The sequence below is a fragment of the Mycobacterium paraffinicum genome (genome assembly GCF_025822865.1).
GTDB lineage: Bacteria > Actinomycetota > Actinomycetes > Mycobacteriales > Mycobacteriaceae > Mycobacterium > Mycobacterium paraffinicum.
Window position 1 is genome coordinate 85071 of the sequence record NZ_JACKUR010000032.1, and the last position, 22586, is coordinate 107656.

Consider the following 22586-nt stretch of genomic DNA (forward strand, 5'->3'; position numbering starts at 1 on the left):
GCGACACGCCGTCAGGCCCCGCCCTCAGCGCACACTCAAAGCCGTGACCGCACGCTCAACAGGTCAGCGCGGCAACGCACTCGCGGGCGATGGCGAGTTCTTCGTTGGTGGGTATCACCAGCACGGCTATCGGCGACGCCTCGGCGGAGATCTGCCGGGCGCCCTTGCCGCCGCCGAGGTTGCGGCGTTCGTCGAGCACGATGCCCAACTCCTCCAGCCCGGCCACCGCGTCGCGGCGCACCGCCGCATCGTTTTCCCCGATGCCGGCGGTGAAGGTGATGACATCGGTGTGCCCGAGCACCGCCAGGTAGGCGCCGATGTACTTGCGCAGCCGGTGAGTGAACACGCCGTAGGCCAATTGGGCTGCGTCGTCGCCCGATTCGATCATGGTGCGCAGCCGGCGGAAGTCACGCTCGCCGGACAGGCCCAGCATCCCCGACCGCTGGTTGAGCATGGACTCGACCTCGTCGACGCCCATCTCCGCGGTGTGGCAGAGATAACTGACGATGCTGGGGTCGATGTCACCGCTGCGGGTGCCCATCACCAGGCCCTCCAGCGGCGTCAGGCCCATCGACGTGTCGAGGGGCCGCGTCCCGGCGATCGCCGAGGCAGAGCAGCCGTTACCCAGATGCAGCACAATCTGTTTCAGGCCGCGCAGGGGCCGGCCCAGGAAGGCGGCGGCCTGCTCGCTGACATACCGGTGCGACGTGCCGTGGAACCCATAGCGGCGGATCCGCCAGCGTTCGGCCAGGCCGCGGTCGATGGCATAGGTCGCGGCCGCGGGCGGCATGTCATGGAAGAACGCCGTGTCGAAGACCGCGATATGCGGAACGTCCGGAAGCAGCTTGCGCGCCACCTCGATCCCTTTGACCGCGGGGGGATTGTGCAGCGGCGCCAATTCCGACAATTCGTCCAGCTTGTCGAGCACCGCGTCGTCCACCGGTGTGGGCTTATAGAACGTCTGGCCGCCGTGCACGACCCGGTGGCCCACCGCCACCAAATCACAATCGCGTAGGTCGATGCCCTGCTCGGACAGCGCGTCGAACGCTTGCCGCAGCGCCGTGTCGTGGTCGCGAACCGGGGACGACTCCTCCCCGATCCGTTCGACGTTGCCCGTCGCCAGGGCCTCGCCGGAGTCGGGTTCGACCAACTGGTATTTCAGCGACGACGAGCCGGAGTTGATCACCAGGACAGTCCGGTTGGCGTTAACCACGGCCACCCTGCGCCTGAATCGCGGTGATGGCAACCGTATTCACGATGTCTTCGACCAACGCACCCCTGGACAAATCGTTCACCGGCTTGCGTAAGCCCTGCAGCACCGGCCCTATCGCGATCGCCCCCGCACTGCGCTGCACCGCCTTGTAGGTGTTGTTCCCGGTGTTGAGGTCGGGAAAGATCAGCACGGTGGCGCGGCCGGCCACCGGCGAGTCGCGCAGCTTGGCGGCCGCGACCGACGGCTCAATCGCGGCGTCGTACTGGATCGGACCCTCGACGGGCAGCTCCGGCGCCCGGGAGCGCACCAATTCCGTTGCCGCCCTCACCTTGTCCACATCGGCTCCGGCACCGGAATCGCCGGTGGAATAGGACAGCATGGCCACCCGCGGCTCGATGCCGAATTGCGCGGCGGTGCGCGACGACGAGATGGCGATGTCGGCCAGCTGTTCCGGCGTCGGGTTGGGGACGATCGCACAGTCACCGTAGGCCAGCACCCGGTCGGGCAGGCACATGAAGAAAACGCTGGAGACGGTGGAGACGTCGGGGATGGTCTTGATGATTTCGAAGGCCGGCCGAACGGTGTGCGCGGTGGTGTGCGCCGCGCCGGACACCATTCCGTCGACCATGCCGTTGTGCACCATCATGGTGCCGAAGTATGTGGCGTCGCACATGATCTCGCGGGCGTGCTCGACCGTGATCCCCTTTGCCTTGCGCAACTCGGCGTACTGGTCGGCGAATTGATAGCGCAATTCGCTGGTGCGCGGGTCGATCACCTTCGCATCACCGAGGTCCACACCGAGTTCCGCTGCACGCAAACGGATTCCGGCTTCATCGCCGAGGATCGTCAGGTCGGCGATCTGGCGCTGCAGCAGCCGCCCGGCCGACTTGAGGATACGGTCGTCGTCGCCTTCGGGGAGCACGATCCGCTTGCGATCCGCGCGGGCCAGCAGGTGCAGGCGGTGGGTGAACATCTGTGGCGTGGTCACGGTCGGGATCGGAATGGCGAGCTGCGCCAACATGTCCCCGATATCGACGTAGCGGTCCATCAGCTCCAGCGCGGTGTCGATCTTGCGCTGCGAGGTGGCCGTCACCCGGCCGCGAGCCGATGCCGCGGCGCTGGCCGTATCGTAGGTGCCCAGCTTGGTGGTGACGATGGGCAGCCGAAGCCGCAGGCCGGCCACCAGAGCGCTGATCGACGGATGCAGCTCGAACCCACCGTTGAGGACCATGCAGGACAGGGACGGAAAGCCTTCAGCCGCATGGGCGCTGGCGACCGCCAGCACCACGTCCGAGCGGTCACCGGGGGCGATGACCGCCACCCCGTCTGACAGCCGTTCCAGCACGTGGTCGGCGGTCATCCCCGCGACCATCACGCCCAGCACTTCACGCCCCATCAGTGCGGTGTCACCGCTGACCAGCGTTCCGTTCACCGCCTTCTGCAGGTCTGAGACCGCGGGGGCGGGCAGCAGCGGCTCGTTCGGCAGCACGTAACTCTGCGGAGCGAACGTGCGCAGCGCCTCGGCCACCGCGCTCATCTGCGATGGCTCGCAACGGTTGGCCACCACCGCCGCGGTGTGAGCGTGCTGGGCGGCCAACTCGTCCAGACACCCCTGCACGACATGCACGACGTCCTCGGCGGTGCGCCCCTTGGCCCGCACCACCAGCAGCACCGGTGCGCCGAGGTTGACCGCGATCCGGGCGTTGACGGAAAGCTCAGCGGGGCTGGCGACATCGGTGTAGTCACTGCCGACGATCACCACCGCGTCGCACGCTTCGGCCATCGCGTGGTACCGGTCGACGATGTCGGCGAGCGCGGCGTCGCGGTCGGCGTGCAACTCCTGATAGGTCACGCCCACGCACCGCTCGTAGGGCAGGCCGGCGGTGCTGTGCGCCAGCAGCAGCTCGAGGATGTAGTCGCGGTCTTCGCCGAACCGGGCGATCGGCCGGAACACCCCGACCTTGGCCACGGTCGCGGCGAGGTGGTGCATGATCCCCAGCGCGATCGCCGACTTGCCGGTGTCCCCCTCGGGCGCCGCGATGTAGATCGCGGAGGGTTGGGAATCCGGCCGGGAGGCCTCGGTCACGCTGAACGCCGCCCTATGAGGCCAGCCTGCGCAGCCTGGGCGCGAGGTCCTTCTCGAACAGCTCCAGGAAGCGACGCTGGTCGTGGCCGGGCGCGTGAAACACCAAGTGGTTCAGGCCCCATCCCACGTACTGGGCCACCTTCTCCACGGCCTCGTCGGGGTCCGACGCCACGATCCAGCGCTTGGCGACCTGCTCGATCGGCAGCGCGTCGGCCGCCTTCTCCATCTCGATCGGGTCGTCGATGCTGTGCTTCTGCTCGGCGGTCAACGACAGCGGCGCCCAGAACCGCGTGTTCTCCAGCGCCAGCTCGGGATCCGGGTCGTAGGAGATCTTGATCTCGATCATCTTGTCGACGTCGTCGACGTTGCGCTCCGCGGCGGCCGCTCCCTCCTTCACCGCCGGGATCAGCTTGTCCTTATAGAGCTCTTCGCCCTTGCCGGACGTGCAGATGAAGCCGTCACCCGCGCGGCCCGCGTATTTGGCCACCGCCGGGCCGCCGGCGGCGATGTAGATGGGCACGCCACCCTCCGGCACGTCGTAGATCGAGGCGCCCTTGAGGCGGTAGTACTCGCCGTCGAAGTCGACGCGGTCACCGCGCCACAACTCCCGCATCAACCGCACCGATTCGCGTAGCCGGGCGAAGCGCTCCTTGAACTCCGGCCAGTCGCCCTCGTAGCCGGTGGCGATCTCGTTCAACGCCTCTCCGGTGCCGACGCCCAGGAAGATCCGGTTCGGGTACAGGCAGGCCATGGTGGCGAACGCCTGCGCGATCACCGCGGGGTTGTATCGGAACGTCGGGGTGAGCACCGAGGTGCCCAGCACGATCCGTTCGGTCCGCTCCCCGACCGCCGTCATCCAGGCCAGCGAGAACGGCGCATGCCCGCCCTCGTGCCGCCACGGCTGGAAATGGTCGCTGACGGTAGCGCTGTCCATGCCGTGGCCTTCGGCGGCCACGGCCAGTTCGACGAGCTCACGAGGTGCGAATTGCTCGGCGGACGCTTTGTATCCAAGTTTCAGTTCAGCCACGGGTCATTTCTACTCCTCGGGGCGAACGCTTCTAAACTCGCGGGCATGGGACCGGCGCCGACTCTCGTTCAAGTCACCGACACGGTGTACCTCGCTCAGGGTCACGCCGTGAACTGGACGGTGGTCGCCGACGGCACCGGCGTGATGCTGATCGACGCCGGCTATCCCGGGGACCGCGACGACGTGCTCGCCTCGCTGCGGGAGCTGGGCTACGACGCCGGCGACGTGCGCGCCATCCTGCTGACGCACGCCCACATCGACCACCTGGGCTCGGCGATCTGGTTCGCCAGCACCTACGGCACGAATGTGTACTGCCACGCGGACGAAGTGGGGCACGCGAAGCGCGAGTATCTGGAGCAGGTCTCGATCTTCGATGTCGCACTTCGCATTTGGCGACCCCGATGGGCGGTGTGGGGTCTGCACGTGGTGCGCAGCGGCGGCCTGATCCGCGACGGCATCCCGTCCACCCGGCCGCTGACCGCCGAGCTGGCCGCCGGTCTGCCGGGCCGCCCGATGGCCATTCCCACCCCGGGACACACCGGCGGGCATTGCTCGTATCTGGTGGACGGGGTGCTGGCCAGTGGCGACGCGCTGATCACCGGCCATCCGTTGCTGCGTCGCGGTGGGCCGCAGCTGCTGCCGGCGGTGTTCAGCCACAGCCAGGACGATTGCGTCCGCAGCCTGGCCGCGTTGGCCCTCCTGGAGACCGAGACGCTGGCGCCCGGCCACGGCGACTTGTGGCGCGGTCCGATCCGCGAAGCCACCGACCGCGCGACCGCGCTTGCCCGCGGGGGATGAGGTGGAAGCTGGCTGGCTCGCCATGGGCGAGGACGACCTGCCCGCCGGTGAACGATGGCTGGCGCCCGCGGAGGCGGCCAGCCTGGCCGCGCTGCGGTTTACCAAGCGGCGCACCGAATATCTGCTGCGGCGGTTGGTCGCCAAGCACGCCGTCGCCGCAGTGACCGGCCGGCCCACCGACCCGGCGGCCCTCGCCGGCATCGAGATCCGCAACGCGCCCAGCGGCGCCCCGTACGTGTGCGTCGAGGGAACCACGCTCGGGTTGGAGGTGTCGATCACCGACCGCGCGGGTTGGGCGGTCTGCGTGGCGCGCCCGGCGGGCGAGGGCGCGGAGTCGCCGGTCGGCTGCGACCTGGAGCTGGTGGAGCCGCGCACACCCGGCTTCGTGCTCGACTTCCTCACCGCGGCCGAGCAAGAACTCGTTGCCTCGCGCGCCGCCGGGGAAGAGCGTGACATGGTCGCGAACCTGATCTGGTCCGCGAAGGAAAGTGCGCTCAAGGTGTTGCGCACCGGACTGCGCCGGGACACCCGCTCCCTGGAGGTGACGCTGACGGCTCCGCGCGGTGACGGCTGGGGCGAGCTGTCGGTGGGCGCCGCGGAGGGGACGGTGTTTCCCGGCTGGTGGCGGCGAGACGGTCGTTTCGTGCTCACGGTGGCCACGGAGGTGACCGCGGTGGCGGCCGAACCGCCTGTCGCCCTTGGTGCTCCCGGCGTGCTGGCGGCGGCCCAACCGCGGCATTCTTGGCTCGACCGGCCGCTACAGGGTTGACATGCCCCGGTCCAGGGCGTCGACGAGGTAGGGCCGCAGCCCGCGGGCGGTGATGATGTGGTTGACCGAGCCGACCGCCAGCGCGCGCTCGACCGTGTGCACGCGATCGAACTCGTCGGCCACTTCGCTGAGCTTCTCCGCGTGCACCCCCGCCCTGAGCTCGGCGAGATGGGCCCGTGCGCTCGCGGCATCGGAAACCATTGCGTCGCGGGCCGTTTCGGCGGCCTCGCGGACCCGGGGATCGGAATCGGTGCGCGCCTGAACCTCCCGGACGAAGACGGTGGCGGCGGCCGGCGCACCGCCGATCACGGAGGCGAACGAGCCCTCGACGGCGGCGATCTCCAGCCGGTCGTTGAGTTTCGTCGAGAACACCACGAAGGCGCCGCCGTGGTAGCGGGACACCACGACGAAGACGATCGGGCCGCGGAAGTTCGTCACCGCGCGGCCGATTTCAGCCCCGTACTCCAGTTGCCAGCGGCGCATGGACTCCGGCGAGCCGTCGAAACCGGACAGGTTCGCGAGCACGACGACCGGGCGGTTGCCGCTGGCCGCGTTGATCGCGCGGGCGAGCTTGCGGGACGACTGGGGAAACAGCGTCCCCGACGACCACGAGGTGGGGCCGCCCGCGGGCACGAATCCGCGGCGGGGCACGGTGTGCGACTCGATTCCGAGCAGGCACACCGGGATTCCGCCGATGTGGGCGTCCCACACGATCGCGGTCTCCGCGCCGCGCCAATGGCTCCAGCGTTCCAGCGGCGCGGAGTCGGCGTCGGCCGCGGCCCGCATCACCGAGCGCATGTCGAACGGCTTCTTACGCTCCGGATTGTGGTCGGCGGAGAAGATTTCGCCAACCGTCGCCATGTCGCACCCGCAGTGCGGCGCGGATCGCACGTCACGGTCCACCGGGTCGGTGGTGGTGCGCCGGCGCGGCCATCGCTCGCCGGGCGGCACGTAGGTGTACTCGTAGTGGCGCAGCAGGATGTCGCAGGCGTCGGCCAGCGTGGAAGCCCAATACTGCCCCTGGCCGTTGGGCCCCATGATGCGGTCGAAACCGCCGATACCGAAGTTGTCTTCGGCGGACACCCCGCCGGAAAAGTCCAGTGCCTGTTTACCGGTCAGCACCATCGCGCTGGCCGGCGTCATCACCAGGATGCCCCGGGTGTGCATCAGCATCGTCGACTCGCCGTTCCAGTACGGCTGGGCGCCCACGTTCACCCCGGTGACGACGATGTTCACCTCCCCGCCGGCCTGGGTGAACTCGATGAGGCGGCGCAGCACGGCGGCAATCCAGTCCATGTTCTCCGTGCCGCTATCCATCGCGATCTTCGCCCCGGACGACAGCGCGAACCACTCGACCGGCACCCGCATCCGCTCGGCCAGATCCAGCGCAGCGATGATGCGCCGGCACTCCGGCTCGGCCAGGTTGCCCAGCCCGCGGGTCGGATCGCCGAACAGCGCCACCCGGGTCATGCCCTCCGGGATTTTCTCGGTGTCGTTGCTGAGCAAGCCGACCACGATGTTGGCGCTGTTGTCCCCGTACGGCCGCGACACCGGCGCCAGGCCACCTCGCTCGTCCAGGTCGTGCTCGACGAACCGCCCGGCCGGAAACCGCGAAACGGCCCCGGGCGGAGGCGTGAGCATCCGCACGATCTCGTACGGATAGGGGGCGCCAAAGCGATTGGCGCGCAATAACTTCTGCTGATACGCCGTCAAGGGGCGGACGGGTTGCTTGTCCGGCGGGCGTTCGCGTATCGTCATGCCCCCGTCCAGGCCCTCCAGGTCGAGCACGGCATCGCGACCGTCGGGATAGCGCACGCGCAGCACCACCTTCTCCAGCCCGGCGCCGACCGCCAGCGGTGCCAACGATCCGGCCAGTTCGTCCCACGCCGCGCGGGAAACCTCCCACGGGGGCCGCACGTAGAGCACCATCCGGTTGGTGGCCGGCCGGTTGCGCGCCTCGAACGTGGTCAGCGCTTCCTGCATCGCCGACAGTGCGAGCAGACCCATCAGCTCCAGGCGCGGGTATCGCACCGCGCCGCCCGCGGCCCGCACCGGCGTCAGGTCACGCACTTCGGCGAGCGCGAAAAGCCGGTGATCGGTGGGATTGTCGTGGGCCACCGCGTGGAACACGTACACGTCTTCGGCCGAGCGCAGCCGCCGCAGTTCGAAGTTCGCCAGCCGCCATAACTCGAGCCGCTTGGCCAGCATCGGATGCAGATTGCGATAGAGCGCGTCCTCGACGAATTGACCGTCCCGCTGCCGGTAGGTCACGTGGTGGGTGCGGAAGCGCTCCGGTGCGGCCCCGTCCAGGGTTGTCACGGTCAGATCCAGGCGCCACAAGAGGCGCCCGAAATGGCATCCGGCAAGCAGCTTTTCGGCTTCCGCGATGACGGTGTCGATATCCGCCGACTCGCCGTGCCGCCACAGCTCCAAATCCACCACGACCTGCCGATCGGGATCGGCGGTCCGCAACTGCCCGGCGATCGCCGCGGACAGCTCGGGCAGTTCCGCCCAGGGCGCGTACGCGGTGACCAGGTGAACGTGCTTGTTCTCGAAGTCGTAGTCGGCGCTGCCCAACATCCAACCGTCATGCTCGCCGGCGGCCACGTTGCGCAGTCGCCGGATCCGGTAGAAGCGGCGGATGTACACCTCCGCCAATACCCGGTGCAGCCCCGGGTCGCGGCTGGAACGCCATCGCCGCAGCAGCTCGGCCCGCAGCGGCTGCGGGCATGCGACGAGGCGGTCGATCCGGCGGGACCGGCGGGCGCCGTCGGGATCGTCCCGCAGCGCATCGAGATCGCGCTGCACACGGGAGTACTCGTGGGTGACGGTCGCCGCCAGCAGCGGCTCGTCGAAGTAGTGGAACCGCACATCGCGAGCCAGGTCCGCGACGTTGCGCTGCCGACCCTGCATGGCCGCCAGCCGGTCAAGCCGGGACCGCATCTCGGGGTCGGCCACCTTCGCCAGCTCGGCGCGGTAACGGAGTCGGCGCTCGAGGATGGCGGTCACCGCTCCGGCCAGCTCGCCGACCCGGCGAAATGAGCGGAACATCCAGACAACGGCTTCCTCGAGCTCGGGCGTGCGTTCCAGCCCGCGCACCCCGTACCGCGACAGCGCGTGCTCCAGCCGGCGCCGATACGAGTCGGGCAGACCGGCTCGGTCCGCGTCCAGCCACTGCAGGAACGACAGCAGGTACTCCCGGGTGCTGCCGTCGACGAGCGCCTCCTCCGGCTCGACCTCGCCGCGCGGCCGGTACAGCGAACCGACGTCGGTGAACAGGTCCAGCAGGCTGTCCTCGCAGCGCAGCAGGTCGGGGTCGGTGGGGGTCGCGATCTCGCCCAGCCGGCGCTGCCGGGTCAGCATGGCCTGAACCGAGGTGGGATCCAGGTCGTAGCCGAGCAGATAGGAGCGCAGCGCGCCGTACACGCGCTCGCACGCCGGCGTTCCGGGTGGCTCCGCGACCCGCAGGCCGGTGAAGTCGACAGCGGCCGCGCCGACGCGCTGACGGGTGTCGGATGTCGCGATGCGGACCACCGGTGCTCCCGCTTCCACCTGCACGTTCGCGCCGGCTTCGACCGAGGCGACGGTGCCGGCGAACGGCGCCGTGAGAGTGGTTTCCATCTTCATGCTCTCCAGCACGGCGAGCCGGTCGCCCTCGACGACCTGGTCACCGGGCTCGACGAGGACCGAGACCACGAACGCCGGCCCGGGGCTGCGCACCAGGCCACCGTCGTCGCGCGACACGGTGTGCGCGACACCGTCGATCTCGACACGCAGGATGGCACCTTCCACCACCGACAGCACCCGGTGCGCCACGCCGCCGACCACCACCCGCCGCTCGTATCCGTCGCGGTCGGAGACCGTGACGTCCGCGGCGCCGGCGCCGGTGACGCGGTAGGTACGGACACCGGTGCGGTAAACGTCCACGATGTATCGCTGGCCCCGGTAACGCAGGCGGCAGCGGTGTCCCACCTCTGCCGAGGTTTCGGCACCGCCGCGGGCGGCGCGGGCGTGGAACGCGGCCCGCTCGGCGGCCTCTTCAAGGTCGTACGACTCCACGGCGGCGACCAGCAGGGCGACCGGGTCCGGGGCGGGCAGGTGCGCCGCCTCCGCGGTCAGCCGGTCCAGCCAGTGGTTGTCGAAACGCCCGTCGCGCACCTCCGGTCGATTGAGCAAACTCAGCAGGAACGAGCGGTTGGTGGTGCCGCCTTCCACCACGATCGTGGTGTCGAGCAGTGCGCGACGCAGCCGGGCGAGTGCCTCGGTGCGATCACTTCCCCAGGCGACGATCTTGGCGATCATCGAGTCGAAGTCGGGTGGGATCCGGTCCCCTTCGCGCACGCCCGCGTCGACGCGGATGCCGTTGCCGGTCGGCAGGCGCAGGCAGGTCAACCGGCCCGGCGTGGGGGTGAACGCCTCCTCGGGGTCCTCGGCGCATACCCGGGCCTCGATCGCATGCCCGAACACCTGCGGCGGCGCGCCTACCAGCCGCCCGCCCCGAGCCACGTGGAGCTGCAGCTTCACCAGGTCCAGCCCGGTGGTCACCTCGGTCACCGGGTGCTCGACCTGCAGCCGGGTGTTGACCTCCATGAACAGGAAGTCCCCGGTGCCCGGGTCGACCAGGAACTCGACCGTGCCGGCGTTGCGGTAGCCCGCCGCGGCGGCCAGGCGTACCGCCGCTTCGCGGATCGCCCGCTCCCCGGCGGCGTCGAGCACCGTTGACGCCGATTCCTCCAGCACCTTCTGCCTGCGGCGCTGCAGGGTGCAGTCGCGGACCCCTGCCGCCCACACGGTGCCGTAGTGGTCGGCGATCACCTGCACTTCGACGTGACGGGCGGCCGGCACGAGCTTCTCCAGGAAAACCGTCGGGTCACCGAACGCCAGCTGCGCCTCGGCCCGCGCCGACGGCAGTGCCGCGGCGAGTTCGGCGGCGCTGTAAACCGTTCGGATCCCGCGGCCGCCCCCGCCGGCGGCCGCCTTGACCAGCAGCGGATAGCCGAGCCCGGTCGCGAGTGCGCTGGCGTGGGCCACGTCGTCGACCGGGCCGCCGCTCCAGCACACCACCGGGACGTCCACCTGCTCGGCGAGCCGTTTGGCGGCCACCTTGTCCCCGAGCCGCCGGATGGTGGCGCTGCCCGGCCCGACGAAGACGATGCCGGCCTCCTCGCACGCCTGCGCGAAAGACGCGTGCTCGGCGAGGAATCCCCACCCGACCCACACGGCATCGGCCGCGCTCTCGCGCAGCGCCGCCATCACCGCCGGCTGGTCGAGGTAGCGCGACCGCCGGGTGCCGTCGGCCGGGTCGGCGAAGGTCGCGGTCCCCAGCAGCACGGCCTCGTCGGCCTGGCGCACGTACCACGCGTCGGCGTCGGCGTCCGTATAGAACACGATGGTCCGGATGGGCGGTTGGTCGCCGGCCTGATTGAGTTCGGCCACCGCGGTCAGCGCGCGGACCGCGGGTTCACCGCGGTTGACGATCGCAAGCCGGCGAATCTCGTTGTTCATAGCGAACTTCCCCTCAACCGCGCATGACGGCGCGGATCGGGGCGACGACGTCCGCAGGCGGTGGCTGCGGCAGTGGCACGGTGCGGTACCCGTCGACCCGCAGCACCGGCCGGCCTTCGTCGTCGCGGACGGTGCAGACGAAACCGCCGCGCCCGTCCGGCAACGCGGTGGCCACCAGCCCGGCCCCTTCGGTCGGGGTCCCGCTCAGGTGCACCGCATCGACATGCAGCGGCAAGGCCAGGACGCCCTCGGTGCCGGCCTCGAACAACCCGACGGTCTGGAAGCACAGCTCGACCAGTCGCGGCCCGATCAGCACCGGCTCGTCGGTTTGCGGAGGCAGCTCGGCGGCGAATCGGGCGGCCGCGCCGGCGTCGCACCTCCACGCCGAACCGACCACCCGATAGGCCGGGCCGTGGAAGTAGAGCCGGTAGACCTGCTCCGGGCTCAGCGCGGGCACTTCGCCGCCGCGACCAGCGCCGCCGTCGGCGAGGGTGGGCGGCTCGGCCGTCAGCCGCACCGAGCCGGTGAAGTGCACGGTGCGCTGCGGCACCTCGCTGCCGGGCAGCGTGCGCTCGGCCGACAGCCGGCATTCGGCGACGAGGTCGTCCCCGTCGGGGCGTACCAGGGCCGTCACCGTCAGGGTGCGCGGCTCGTCCCGGTAGAACTTGAGCGGGGCCCGGAAGTCGACGTCCTCGATGGCGGCGACGTGCAGGTCGGGCGCCAGCAGCCGGGCGGCTTCGGCGAACGTCTCCATGCCCATCACGCCGGGCAGCACCGGTGTGCCCTCGATGCGGTGGTGATCCAGGAACGGCCGGGTGGCCGGGTCGAGGGTGGTGCGCAGCACCAGCCCGTCGCGCACGCTGGCGCGGACAACCTCGCCGATCATCGGACCGTCCGGCGTCAGCGAGGCCGGGTTGACGCCGCCGGTGTCGTGCGGTTCGGCGGTGAGCGCGCCGAGCGCCCCGGCGACGACGACCTCGCCGTCGGTCAGGCCGGCGCCCAGTTCGCGCCTGATCCACGCCACCCCCGCCTCGGGCGGCAGCATCTCGACCCCGGCCGCCGCCATGATCTTGGGGATCGATCCGCGGGTGGCCATGCCGATGCCGCCCCAGGCGGTCCAGTCGATCGCCAGCGTCCTTACCTCGGGACGGGTGCGGCGCAAATTGCTCAGGATCTTGCACTGCAGGTCGTTGGCGGCGCTGTAGTCGGTCTGGCCCATGTTGCCGAATCGGCCGGCGACCGAGCTGAACGCCACGACGGCGCCCAGCGGAAGGTCGGCTTGCAGCACGTTGAACAGCCCGTCGCCCTTGACCCCGAACACCAGGTCGAACTCGGCGGGCTCCTTGTCGGGAAGGCCGTGGCTGACCTCGACCCCGGCGGCGTGCAGCAGGACGTCGATGCGGCCGCTGGCCTGCCGCACCTGCGCCAGCACGTTGTCCACCGCGGCTGCATCGGTGAGGTCGACGCTGTGGTAGCGCGCCGAACCGCCGGCGGCCTCGACGGCACGAATTGCGGCCAGCGCGGCCTGCAGACGCTCCAGCCGGGCCAGTTCCCGCTCGATCAGGACGGGTGTCGGGCGTTCGCCCCGCGCGCGCATCCGATCCGCCAGTTCGACCTTGAACCCGTCGCGGTCTTCGGTGTACCGGCGCAGGTCGGGGTCGGCCGGGTCGGGTTCCGGCGTGAGGTCCAGCAGGTGGAAGGTGCCCCGCCAGGCCGCGGCGAGATCGGCGGTGATCGCCGACACGATGCTCCCGGCGGCCCCGGTGACGAGGAAGACCGGGTCGGGGCCGAGAACCCCGCTCACCTCGGCGGAAAACGGTCGCTCCGCCAGCCCGACGCCCCAGCGGCGGCCATCGGCGTGACCGACCTCGACGCAACCGGGATCGCGGAGGGTCTCGTCGATCAGCGCATCGGCCAGCGCCGCGGTCTTGCGGTTGACCGGGAAGTCGACCGCCTTGACCAGCGCCTCGGGGCGCTCGCGCCGGTAGGCCTTGGCGAACCCGGTGACCGCTCCGCCCAGCGGGCAGGTCGCGCCGGTCGTGTCGTAGCCGTGGTATCCGCCCAGCCGGGTGGCCACGACCAGGAATGGGCTGCGCTCGTACAGGTGTCGCATGGTGGTGTAGAGGTTGCGCACCCGGCGCCGCAGCGCTTCGTGCCAGCCGGCGAGGTCCAAGCGCTCCAGCGGGCCCTCGTCGTCGAGGGCCGCCAGCCAGTAGACGCCGTCGACCCCGTCGCTCAGGACGGCGCTGACGTCGTCGTCGGGCCGCAGCGCCACCACGTCGACGCCGAGCCGGGTCAGCCGCGCGATCAGCGCATCCGCGACACCGCCTTCGTCGCCCATGACGGCGACGCGCGTGCCTTTGTCGAGCGTGACTCCGGTGGGCACGCAGGCCGCGAGCTCTGGTCGCAGCGCGGGCACGGGCACCCGCCGGGTGATCCGGTCGGTGGCGGCAATGTCGCCTTCGATGGCCGGCGGCACCGCGACGGCGCTTTGCGCCGCCTTCGGTGCCTCAGCGGGCGCTTTTGGGTGGGCCTGGGCCTCCGCCTTGTCGCGGATCCAGGCGATCACATGGGTCAGCGTCGGAAAATCACGCAGCTTGAGGTTCTCATCACGAGCCACCCCATAGTGCTCCCGGATCGCCGCGAAAATCTCGGCCTGCTTGACCGTGTCCACCCCCAGATCGGCCTCCAAATCCAGGTCCAAATCCAACAATTCACGCGGATAACCGGTCAACTCCGCCACCGTGCCCACGGGACGGCCGCCACCGGCGCCGGCGGTGGCGCAGGCACCTCCGCGGGAGNCGCCGCCACACCGGCCTTGTCGCGGATCCAGGCGATCACATGGGTCAGCGTCGGAAAATCACGCAGCTTGAGGTTCTCATCACGAGCCACCCCATAGCGCTCCCGGATCGCCGCGAAAATCTCGGCCTGCTTGACCGTGTCCACCCCCAGATCGGCCTCCAAATCCAGGTCCAAATCCAACAATTCACGCGGATAACCGGTCAACTCCGCCACCGTGCCCACGCGCCGACACCATCGCCGGTTCCGGCGCCGGGGCGGGCACCGCGGCGGCTACCGGAACCCGCGGGGCCGGCAGCGGCGCTCCGGTGTCCACGATCCGCAGCCGGTGCTGCACGATCTCCAGGTCGGCATCGGGCCTGCCCGACACCTGCGCGAGCCAGCGACGCCAGGCGGCGCGGTCGATGATCCGGTACTCGTAACCGAGTTCGTCCGGGGCCCGGTGGCGGCCGTCGGGAACCGGGGTCCAGCGCATCAGCGTCATCGCGATCTGGGAGCCGAACCCGGCGCCCAACCGGAGCGCGTATTGCACCGGATAGCTTCCGCCCACCGACAGGTTCAGCCGGCCCAGCTCCGGGTCGGGCTCCTTGAAGTTCGGGACGGGGGGAACCAGACCGGTCTCCAGCGACTTGATCGCCACGATGTCCTCGATGCCGGCGCCCATCGCGTGCCCGGTGAAGCCCTTGGTGTTGGTGATGACCACGGCATCTGCGTCGGACCCGAAAACCCTTCGCAGGGCATTGATTTCGGCCGCGGCGCTGCCCCCGCGGGCCGGCGTGTATGTCTCGTGGGAGACGAACACGGTGTTGGGCGCGATGGCGTGGCGGTCCACGCCGCGAGCTTCGGCCTGGGCAACCAGGTGTTCCATGACGCCGCCGATGTGCTCGACATTGAGCCTGGTGCCGTGGAAGGCGCTGTTGGCGGTGACGGTGCCGAGGACCTCGCAGATGGGTTGCAGCCCGCGTTCGGCGGCGGACTCGGCGGACTCCACCACGAAGGCGGCCGCGCCCATGCCGAGGATCATGCCGTGCCGCCGGCGGTCGAACGGTGTGGCGGCCTCCTCGACGATGTCGTCGGTGGCGGCGGCGCCGGACGCCAAAAAGCCGGACCCCAGCCAGGGCAGCAGGGCGTCGGAGCTGGCGTCGTCGGCGGAGACGACGATCACCCGGCGGCAGCGGCCGACCCGGATCCAGTCCTCGGCGAGCGAGGTCGCCTGCGTGGTGCTCGCGCATGCGGCATTGACCTGCGTGTTGGGCCCGCGCGCGCCGATGATCTCGGCGAATTGTGAATGGCCCATCGCCAGGCAGCGGAAGATGAACCGGCGGTCGAACCGGTAGGGGTTGGACTCGCACGCGTGCCGCAGCTCGTGGATGCGCCGGTCGACCTCCGTCGCGGCGGGTTCATCGCCGCTCATCCTGGCGCGCACCGCCTCCAGCGCCAGGAGGTGCTCGCGGTTGCTCCGGTCGACGTAGTAGTGCTCGAGGTCGCGGGCGAAGTTGTCGTAACCCGGGAACGCGGAGGCGAAGATGACGCCGGTGTCGTCGCGCATCGAGTCGGGCAGCCCCCACCGGTCGGGCAGCTGGGTGCCCAGCGTCGTGGTCTTGTAGTGCATGACCAGTGGGATTCCGGCGTCGCGCAGCGCGTCGAAGCCCGCCCCGATCGCCAGCTTGGTGGTCGAGTCCAGCGCGGCATCGCGGGCGGTGTCGACCGCGAACTCGGCGACCACGTCCAGCGGTGCGCTGCGCCCGGCCAGTTTGATGACGTCGGCCTCGTTGTCGATCGTCTCGAACGTGGGGTCACCCGATTCCCGCTTGACCAGGCGGGTGATGTGCCGGTCGAGCATCGACCGGCGCAGCCGGTGCGGGATGGTGTCGATGAGCTGTTGACCGTCGAGGATCCGGGCGACGTTTTCGTCGTCGAAGACGCGCTCGACACCGGGCAGCCCAAGCGCCGCACCGGTGATCACCACCGGCTCTTCGCTGATCATCGCGGACCTCCCACCCGGCATTGCGGCTTGCGGGGCGCTCGCCACGGCGGCCGTGTCCGTACCCGCCGCGGCAGGCGAGCCGAATCCCAGCCCGGCCGCATACAGCCCGCACAGCGCCCGGTTGAACGAGGCGACATCGCCGGTTTTCGGGTGGTTGGTGAAGAGCGCCCCCACCCCGTCGTCCTTCAGGTCACCGAGCACGTCTTCGACGAAGCCGTGCAGCGCCTTCTTCGGGCCAACCTCGACGAAGACGCGGGCGCCCGCGTCGTACAACGTGCGCAGTCCGTCGACGAACCGCACCGGCGAGGCCACCTGACGGGAGAGCAGGTCCAGCATGGTGTCGAGGTCGGCGTCGGCCGGATAGAAGTCACCGGTCACGTTGGACACCACCGGCAGCCGGGGCGCGCTCACGCCGAGCCGGCGCAGGGCGGTCTTCAGCGGTTCGCTGACCGGCGCGACGATCGCGGTGTGGAACGCGTGGCTGACCGGGAGGCGGGAGGCGCTCATGCCGGCGGCCTGCAGTGCGGCGACGGCACGCTCGACGGCGTCGGTGGCGCCGCCGATGACAGCCTGATTGGTGCTGTTGATGTTGGCGACGACGACGTAGCCGTCGGTGGCCCCGACGATCCGCTCGATCTCGGACAGCGGACCGGTCACGGCCGCCATCGCACCGTTGTCGGGACCGGGCAGGTCGGCCATCGCCCGGCCGCGGACGCTGGCGGCTTCCAGGGCGGCGTCCAGCGACAGCGCGTCGGCGGCCATCAAGGCGCCGTATTCGCCCAGGCTGTGGCCGATCACCATGTCCGGCCGCACGCCGTACGCATCGAGCAGCCGGGCCAGGGCGAGATCCGTGGCCAGGACGGCCGGCTGGGTGATCTCGGTTTGCATGAGTTGCTGCGAGAGTCGTTGCGCGACAGCCTCATCGGTGCTGTCGGTGAAGATGTAGTCGGAGAGCGGCTTGTCCAGCAGGTGTCTGGTGACGCGGTCGGCTTCGTCGAACATCGCCCGGACGATCGGCTCCCGTGCGCGCAGGTCGGAAAGCATGTTGACGTACTGCGAGCCCTGACCCGTGTAGAGGAATGCGACCTTGCCCGGTGCGCCGCGGCCGACGAAGACGCCCTGCGCCCGCAGCATCCGCCACACGGCCGGGTCACCGTGCCGCAGCGCGCCGGCCGCCTTCGTCGCCTTGGTGGCGAGGTCGGCCGCGTCGGCATAGTCGATGGCAACCCGAACGGGCGCGCTCGCCAGGGTGGGGTCCGGTGGGGCCACCGCGGGGGCCTCGCCGGCCGACGCCCGTGCGGCGAGCCGGTCCAGCTGTGCGGCCACGTCGGAGTCATCCGCGCCGCCGACCACCGCCGCGCCCCGCAGCGGGGCCTTCGCCGCGACGGGCGCGTCCGTCGCCGGCGCGGAGCGCTGCTCGATGGTCGCGCCCGGGTAGGAGCGGGCCTCCCCCGGCGGGCGATGCCGACCGGGCACGTACTCCTCAAGCACGGCATGGAAATTGGTGCCGCCGAACCCGAAGGAGCTGACCCCGGCGCACCGCACCCCGTTGTCCGGTGCCGGCCACTCGCTCAGTTCGGTGTTGACCCGGAACGGAATGTCGTTCCAGTCCACGTTGGGGTTCGGCTGCTCGAAGTGCAGGCTGGGCACCAACACCTTGTCGTGCAGGCTGAGCACCGTCTTGAACAGGCCCGCGGCCCCGGCCGCGCCCTTGAGGTGGCCGATGTTGGACTTGACCGAGCCCAGCGCGATCGAACCGGGCTGCGCGCCGGCCTTACCGAAAACGTCTGTGAGGCTGGCCAGTTCGGTGGCGTCGCCCACCCGGGTGGACGTCCCGTGCGCCTCGACGCAGGTTGCCGCCGCCGGATCGAGGCCGGACACCGCCCAGGCGCGCTCCACCGCCAGCCGTTGGCCCACCGGATTGGGCGCGGTGATGCCCTTGCCGCGACCGTCACTGGAGCCGGCGATGCCGAGCAGCACCGCGTAGATCCGGTCGCCGTCGCGTTCGGCGTCGGACAACCGCTTGAGGACGAACAGCGCTGCGCCCTCACCCATTACGAAACCGTCGGCGCCCGCGTCGAATGGGCGGGTGCCGGTCGCCGACAGCGCACCGATCTTGCAGAACTTCACGAACCCCGCCGGGTCCATGTTGCGGTCGAGGCCGCCGGTCACGGCGGCATCGAAGTCGCCGGCCTGCAATCCCCGCACGGCGGCCGACATGGCGGCCAGCCCCGAGGCGCACGCCGCGTCGGTGGTGAAGTTGGGGCCGCGGAAGTTGAACAGGTTCGCCACCCGGCCCGCCGTCACGTTCGCGAGCTCGCCGGGCATGGTGTCCTCGGTGATTTCGGAGATTCCACCCAGGAACGAGGCCCGGGTCTCGGCGAGCACGGCGTCGCGCACCGACTCCGGCAGCGCCGCGAATGACGGTGCGGCACGTAACTTTTGAATGATCGCCGGAAACTGGATCCGGAGGTTGGTCTGGTGCTGCTTGTCGCCGCCGATGGCGCTGCCGATGATGACCGCGACACGTTCGGGGTCCACCGCCCAATCGGGCCAACCCGCTTCGAGCAGGGCGGAACGCGCGGCCGCCACCACCCACTTCTGACCGTCGTCCATCTGTGCGCTCACCGCCGGTGGGATGGGTAGCCGCCAGGCCAGCGGTTCCCACGTGAAGTCGCGGACCCACCCACCGATGCGGGAGTAGGTCTTGTCGGGCGCGTGGGGGTCGGGGTCGAAGTAGAGCTCCGGGTCCCAGCGCTCGGGCGGCACGTCGCTGATGCTGTAGCGGCCGGCCTTGATGTTGGCCCAGAAGGTGGCGGCGTCGGGCGCGTCGGGCATGATCGCGCTGACGCCGATCACCGCGATCGGCTCCTGTTGCGTGGTCGTCATGATGATCCGGCCTCTCTTCGATACAGCACGTCCCCCACCCGGTCCATGTCATCCAGCAGGCCGGCCTGCGCGGCCCGCACCCGGTCGAGCGGCAGCGCGACGGCGAGGTCGGGCCCAGCGTTGGCGCCGGTCACCCACCGTGAGCCCTCCTCGGCGACCTTCAGCGCCGCGTCGCGCGCGAAAACGCGGCTGACGGCGGCCAGCGCGGCCGCATCGAAGCGGGTGTCCGATTTCGCCGGCAACGCACCGGTTGCCGCCGCGGCGGCGCGGCGGGCCAGTGCGCCCGCGCATTCGGCGTAGCTGATCAGTTCGCCCAGCCGCAACAACACGTGCTGGCTGCGGGTCAGCCGGCCGACGCGGCACGATTCCAGCACGGCGGCAAGGCATTCCAGCGCCAGCGCCGCCGTGGGCCCGCCACATTCACCGGGGACATCGTCAAGTGCGCGAGCCGCGTCGCGGTAATAGGCGCCGGACGTCTTGAGGTGCTGCTGCCAGCGGCCGCGCGCGATCGTCATCTCCATGATCTCCGAGGTGCCCTCGTAGATCGTGGTGATCCGGACGTCGCGCTTGATCTTCTCCACCAGGTACGGACGGGTGTAGCCGTATCCGCCGTGTGCCTGGATCGCGGCCTCGGCGGCCGCGTTACCGGCCTCGGTGGCCAAATATTTGGCGATCGCGCCCTCGGTGTTGAGCGCGCCGTCGGCACCCTCGCCGCTGTCGATCCGGGTCGCGGTTTCCTCGATGAACGCGCGTGCCGCCTCCAGCCGCACCGCGTGCGGCACGATCAGCTTGTGGGTGAAGCCCTGCTTGTTCGAGAGCGGGGCGCCGCCCTGCACCCGCTCGGTGGAGTAGGCGATCGCCCGGTCCAGGGCCGACCAGCCGCCACCGAGCCCGAATGCGGCGACCATCACCCGCGTGTAGCCGAAAACCTGTTGGGCCTGGGCAAGTCCGTGGCCCTCCTCCCGGCCCACCAAGTGCTCCGCCGGGACCAGCACGTCGTCGAGGAATAGCGCTGCGGTGTCGGACAACCGGATGCCGTGCTTGTCCTCCGGGGGCGCCGCCGAGAAGCCGGGGGTGCCCTTCTCCACGACGAACCAGGACGGTCCGCCCGGCGCCAGGGCCAGGACGGAGTAGGCATCCGCGATGGAGCCGTTGCTGATCCACTGTTTGCGCCCGTTGAGCCGGTAGCCGGTCACCTGACCGTCGGTCTCGACCGGTGTGGCGGTCGTGTTCATCGCGGCCAGGTCGCTTCCCGCCTCGGGTTCCGTTGCGGCGTAAGCGAATAGAATGCCCCGTTCGGCGATGCGCCCCAGCCACTCCTTGCGCTGCTGCGCGGTCGCGCCCACGACGATCGGGTCGCTGCCGAGGAACGTGGCCAGCACGGCGGTGGCTACGCCGATGTCGAACCGGGCGAGTCGTTCGCAGACCCGGTAGGAGTCGAACGCCCCGCCGCCGAACCCGCCGTACTCCTCCGGGATGAAGACGAGCTGCACGCCGAGGTCTTCACCGCACATCGCGCGAACGGTTTCCTCCGGGCAGACGTCGTCGTGGTCGAGGTCCAGCCGGCGCGCATCCGGCAGCGCCTCGGCGAGGAAATCATCGAGTGACGCCAGCATCATTTCGAGGCTGTCGCGGTCCAGGCCGACGTCGGTGGTCATCGCATTGCCCCCGGACCCCAACTGGCCATGACGATCAAGCGCCACGTGCCGGACGCGGCGGACGACATGGACTTTTTCATCGAAAATGTCCTCCCTGAGAGGCGGTGGGCTCCCCTCCCACCGCTGCTATTAGTGATTCTTTGACCGTCGGGGCGTCCCGGGCGAGAGCCGAAAGTCCTATTGCCGGAGGAGACAAAGTCCTCCCTGGCCTGCATGAATTCGTGCTCGGCGGCATCGGTCAAGGTGTGCGTACACTCGGCGGGGTATTCAGTCCAACGGGGGGTTGGCGCGAAAGGGCGTACATGACCGCCGTTGATGATCAGGGCCTGAGCTTTGCCGGGGTGGCGCGGCTGGCGCAGTTGGTGCGCGATCGTGAGGTTTCGCCGCGAGAGCTCGTGGAGTTCCATCTGGAGCGGATCGCTCAACTCGATCCGATATTGAATGCGTTTCGAGTCGTGCTCGCCGAGCAGGCGCTGGCCGAGGCGGCGCAGGTCGAACGCCGGCTGGCCGCAGGCGAGGTGCTGCCGCTGGCGGGCGTGCCGATCGCGGTCAAAGACGACACCGATGTGGCGGGGGTGTCGTCGATGTGCGGCACCGCGATCGACACCGGGCCGGTGAGCCGCGACAGCGCCGCCGTGCGGCGCCTTCGGGAAGCCGGGGCGGTGATCATCGGCAAGACGAATCTGCCCGAGTTCGGCGCCGTCCCGATGTGCGAGTCCCCCACCTGGGGTGTTACCCGCAATCCTTGGCACCTGGAACGGACGACCGGAGGTTCCAGCGGCGGTTCGGCGGCGGCGGTGGCGGCCGGCATGGTGCCCGGCGCGCTGGGCACCGACGGCGGCGGGTCGGTTCGCATCCCGGCCGCGTGCTGCGGGGTGGTGGGCCTGAAGGGTCAGCGCGGGTGGATCAGCACCAAGCAATCGCCCGAGCGGGCCTACCGATTCCACGGGCTGCATCACATCGGCGCCCTGGCCCGCAGTGTGGCCGACGCGGCGCTGCTGCACGACGCGATGGCAGGCCTGGAGCCCAACGACGAAATCGTCTCTGCGACACCGCCGCCGACCCTGATCGAGGCGGTGTCGCGCGAGCCACGGCGCCTGCGGATCGCCATGTCCTTCAAACCGGTCATCCCGGTGCCGGTCAGCGACGAAGTGCGTCGGCCGGTATTGGAGACCGCCGAGCTGCTGCGCTCGCTCGGCCACGAGGTCGTCGAGCGCGATCCGGTCTATCCGCCGGCCGCCGTCCTTTCGGTGTTCGCGCTGATGATGCACGGCCTCGCCGATGAAATCGAGCGGCTGCCCACACCCGAGCTGTTGGAACGGCGGATTCAGGCCGAAGGACGTACCGCCCGGTTGATCCCCGACTGGCTGGCGCACCGCGCGCTGGCCGCCCGCGACCGAATGAGCGAGCGCGGGCTGCGGCCCGTCGCCGATTTCGACGTGCTCCTGACGCCGGTGCTGGGCAAGCCGCCGGTGCCCGTCGGGCACCTCGAGGGGCTGGGACCGACTCGCGCGATGGCACGGATCTTGGGGTTCATGCCGTTCACCCCGACGCAGAACTACACCGGGCAACCGGCCATGTCGGTCCCGGTCGGAATCTCGCCGCACGGGCTGCCCGAAGCGGTACATCTGGTGGGGCGGCCCAACGATGGGTTGACGCTCATTTCGCTTGCCGCGCAACTGGAGTCGGAACGGCCGTGGGCACAGCACCGGCCACCGGCCGCGCGGTATCGCACACCGGCTTAGGGTTGGCTCCCCAAACATCGTCCGTCGGCGGGCTGCGCCGGCCTCATTTACGTTGCGCTGCAGGCGATTTGACCGGCGGACGATGCGCGGAGCGCCTGACGAAAGACGTC

The 22586-nt window shown here is 70.2% G+C and carries 11 protein-coding genes; 3 read left to right on the top strand and 8 right to left on the bottom strand.

Going from position 1 to position 22586, the window contains the following annotated elements; all coding sequences use genetic code 11:
• Window positions 1–55 precede the first annotated feature (55 nt).
• From H7J89_RS22185 to fgd, 3 genes are read right to left on the bottom strand one after another with little or no spacing between them, the layout of a single operon-like run.
• Window positions 56–1213 carry an acetate kinase gene (locus H7J89_RS22185; protein WP_264046891.1) on the bottom strand — a complete coding sequence of 386 codons (1158 nt, stop codon included), beginning with the start codon at window positions 1211–1213 and terminating at the stop codon, window positions 56–58.
• Window positions 1206–3299 (bottom strand): phosphate acetyltransferase, encoded by a 2094-nt coding sequence (gene pta / locus H7J89_RS22190; RefSeq protein WP_264046708.1) that lies wholly within the window; start codon window positions 3297–3299, stop codon window positions 1206–1208. The genes H7J89_RS22185 and pta overlap by 8 nt, the downstream gene beginning before the upstream one ends.
• Window positions 3300–3312: 13 nt before the next feature.
• The gene (gene fgd, locus H7J89_RS22195) at window positions 3313–4326 is read right to left on the bottom strand and encodes a glucose-6-phosphate dehydrogenase (coenzyme-F420) (protein WP_066954562.1); all 1014 of its coding nucleotides are present in this window, start codon (window positions 4324–4326) and stop codon (window positions 3313–3315) included.
• Window positions 4327–4371: 45 nt separating this feature from the next.
• Between fgd and H7J89_RS22200 the strand changes: the two genes are divergently transcribed.
• Together H7J89_RS22200 and H7J89_RS22205 are read left to right on the top strand one after the other, a co-directional pair.
• Window positions 4372–5124, top strand: coding sequence for an MBL fold metallo-hydrolase (locus tag H7J89_RS22200; RefSeq protein ID WP_264046711.1), 753 nt, complete (start codon window positions 4372–4374; stop codon window positions 5122–5124).
• Between the two features lies 1 nt (window position 5125).
• Window positions 5126–5893, top strand: a complete 768-nt coding sequence (locus H7J89_RS22205) for a 4'-phosphopantetheinyl transferase family protein (RefSeq protein WP_264046713.1) — start codon at window positions 5126–5128, stop codon at window positions 5891–5893.
• Here the strand turns inward: H7J89_RS22205 and H7J89_RS22210 are convergent.
• The 5 genes from H7J89_RS22210 to H7J89_RS22230 form a co-directional block, all read right to left on the bottom strand.
• Entirely contained in the window at window positions 5882–11398 is a 5517-nt protein-coding gene (locus H7J89_RS22210) for an ATP-binding protein (RefSeq protein WP_264046715.1), read from the bottom strand. The two genes, H7J89_RS22205 and H7J89_RS22210, sit on opposite strands and share 12 nt — an antisense overlap.
• Window positions 11399–11411: 13 nt before the next feature.
• Window positions 11412–14141 (bottom strand): SDR family NAD(P)-dependent oxidoreductase, encoded by a 2730-nt coding sequence (locus tag H7J89_RS22215; RefSeq protein ID WP_264046717.1) that lies wholly within the window; start codon window positions 14139–14141, stop codon window positions 11412–11414.
• Entirely contained in the window at window positions 14129–14422 is a 294-nt protein-coding gene (locus H7J89_RS22220) for a phosphopantetheine-binding protein (protein WP_264046719.1), read from the bottom strand. Before H7J89_RS22220 ends, H7J89_RS22215 begins: the two co-directional genes overlap by 13 nt.
• A complete protein-coding gene (locus H7J89_RS22225; protein WP_264046721.1) occupies window positions 14385–19073 on the bottom strand; it encodes a type I polyketide synthase in 4689 nt (1562 codons plus the stop codon). The genes H7J89_RS22220 and H7J89_RS22225 overlap by 38 nt, the downstream gene beginning before the upstream one ends.
• Window positions 19070–20731 carry an acyl-CoA dehydrogenase family protein gene (locus tag H7J89_RS22230; RefSeq protein WP_264046723.1) on the bottom strand — a complete coding sequence of 554 codons (1662 nt, stop codon included), beginning with the start codon at window positions 20729–20731 and terminating at the stop codon, window positions 19070–19072. The genes H7J89_RS22225 and H7J89_RS22230 overlap by 4 nt, the downstream gene beginning before the upstream one ends.
• A 302-nt stretch (window positions 20732–21033) precedes the next feature.
• On the opposite strand from H7J89_RS22230, the gene H7J89_RS22235 reads away from it, so the two are divergent.
• The gene (locus tag H7J89_RS22235; protein ID WP_264046725.1) at window positions 21034–22476 is read left to right on the top strand and encodes an amidase; all 1443 of its coding nucleotides are present in this window, start codon (window positions 21034–21036) and stop codon (window positions 22474–22476) included.
• Window positions 22477–22586: the final 110 nt, after the last annotated feature.

Bases quoted from the DNA above. Each gene is read 5' to 3' on its own strand.
- H7J89_RS22200 (WP_264046711.1), top strand. From the start codon at position 4,372: ATGGGACCGGCGCCGACTCTCGTTCAAGTCACCGACACGGTGTACCTC.
- H7J89_RS22210 (WP_264046715.1), bottom strand. From the start codon at position 11,398: ATGAACAACGAGATTCGCCGGCTTGCGATCGTCAACCGCGGTGAACCC.
- H7J89_RS22225 (WP_264046721.1), bottom strand. From the start codon at position 19,073: ATGACGACCACGCAACAGGAGCCGATCGCGGTGATCGGCGTCAGCGCG.
- H7J89_RS22230 (WP_264046723.1), bottom strand. From the start codon at position 20,731: ATGACCACCGACGTCGGCCTGGACCGCGACAGCCTCGAAATGATGCTG.
- H7J89_RS22235 (WP_264046725.1), top strand. From the start codon at position 21,034: ATGACCGCCGTTGATGATCAGGGCCTGAGCTTTGCCGGGGTGGCGCGG.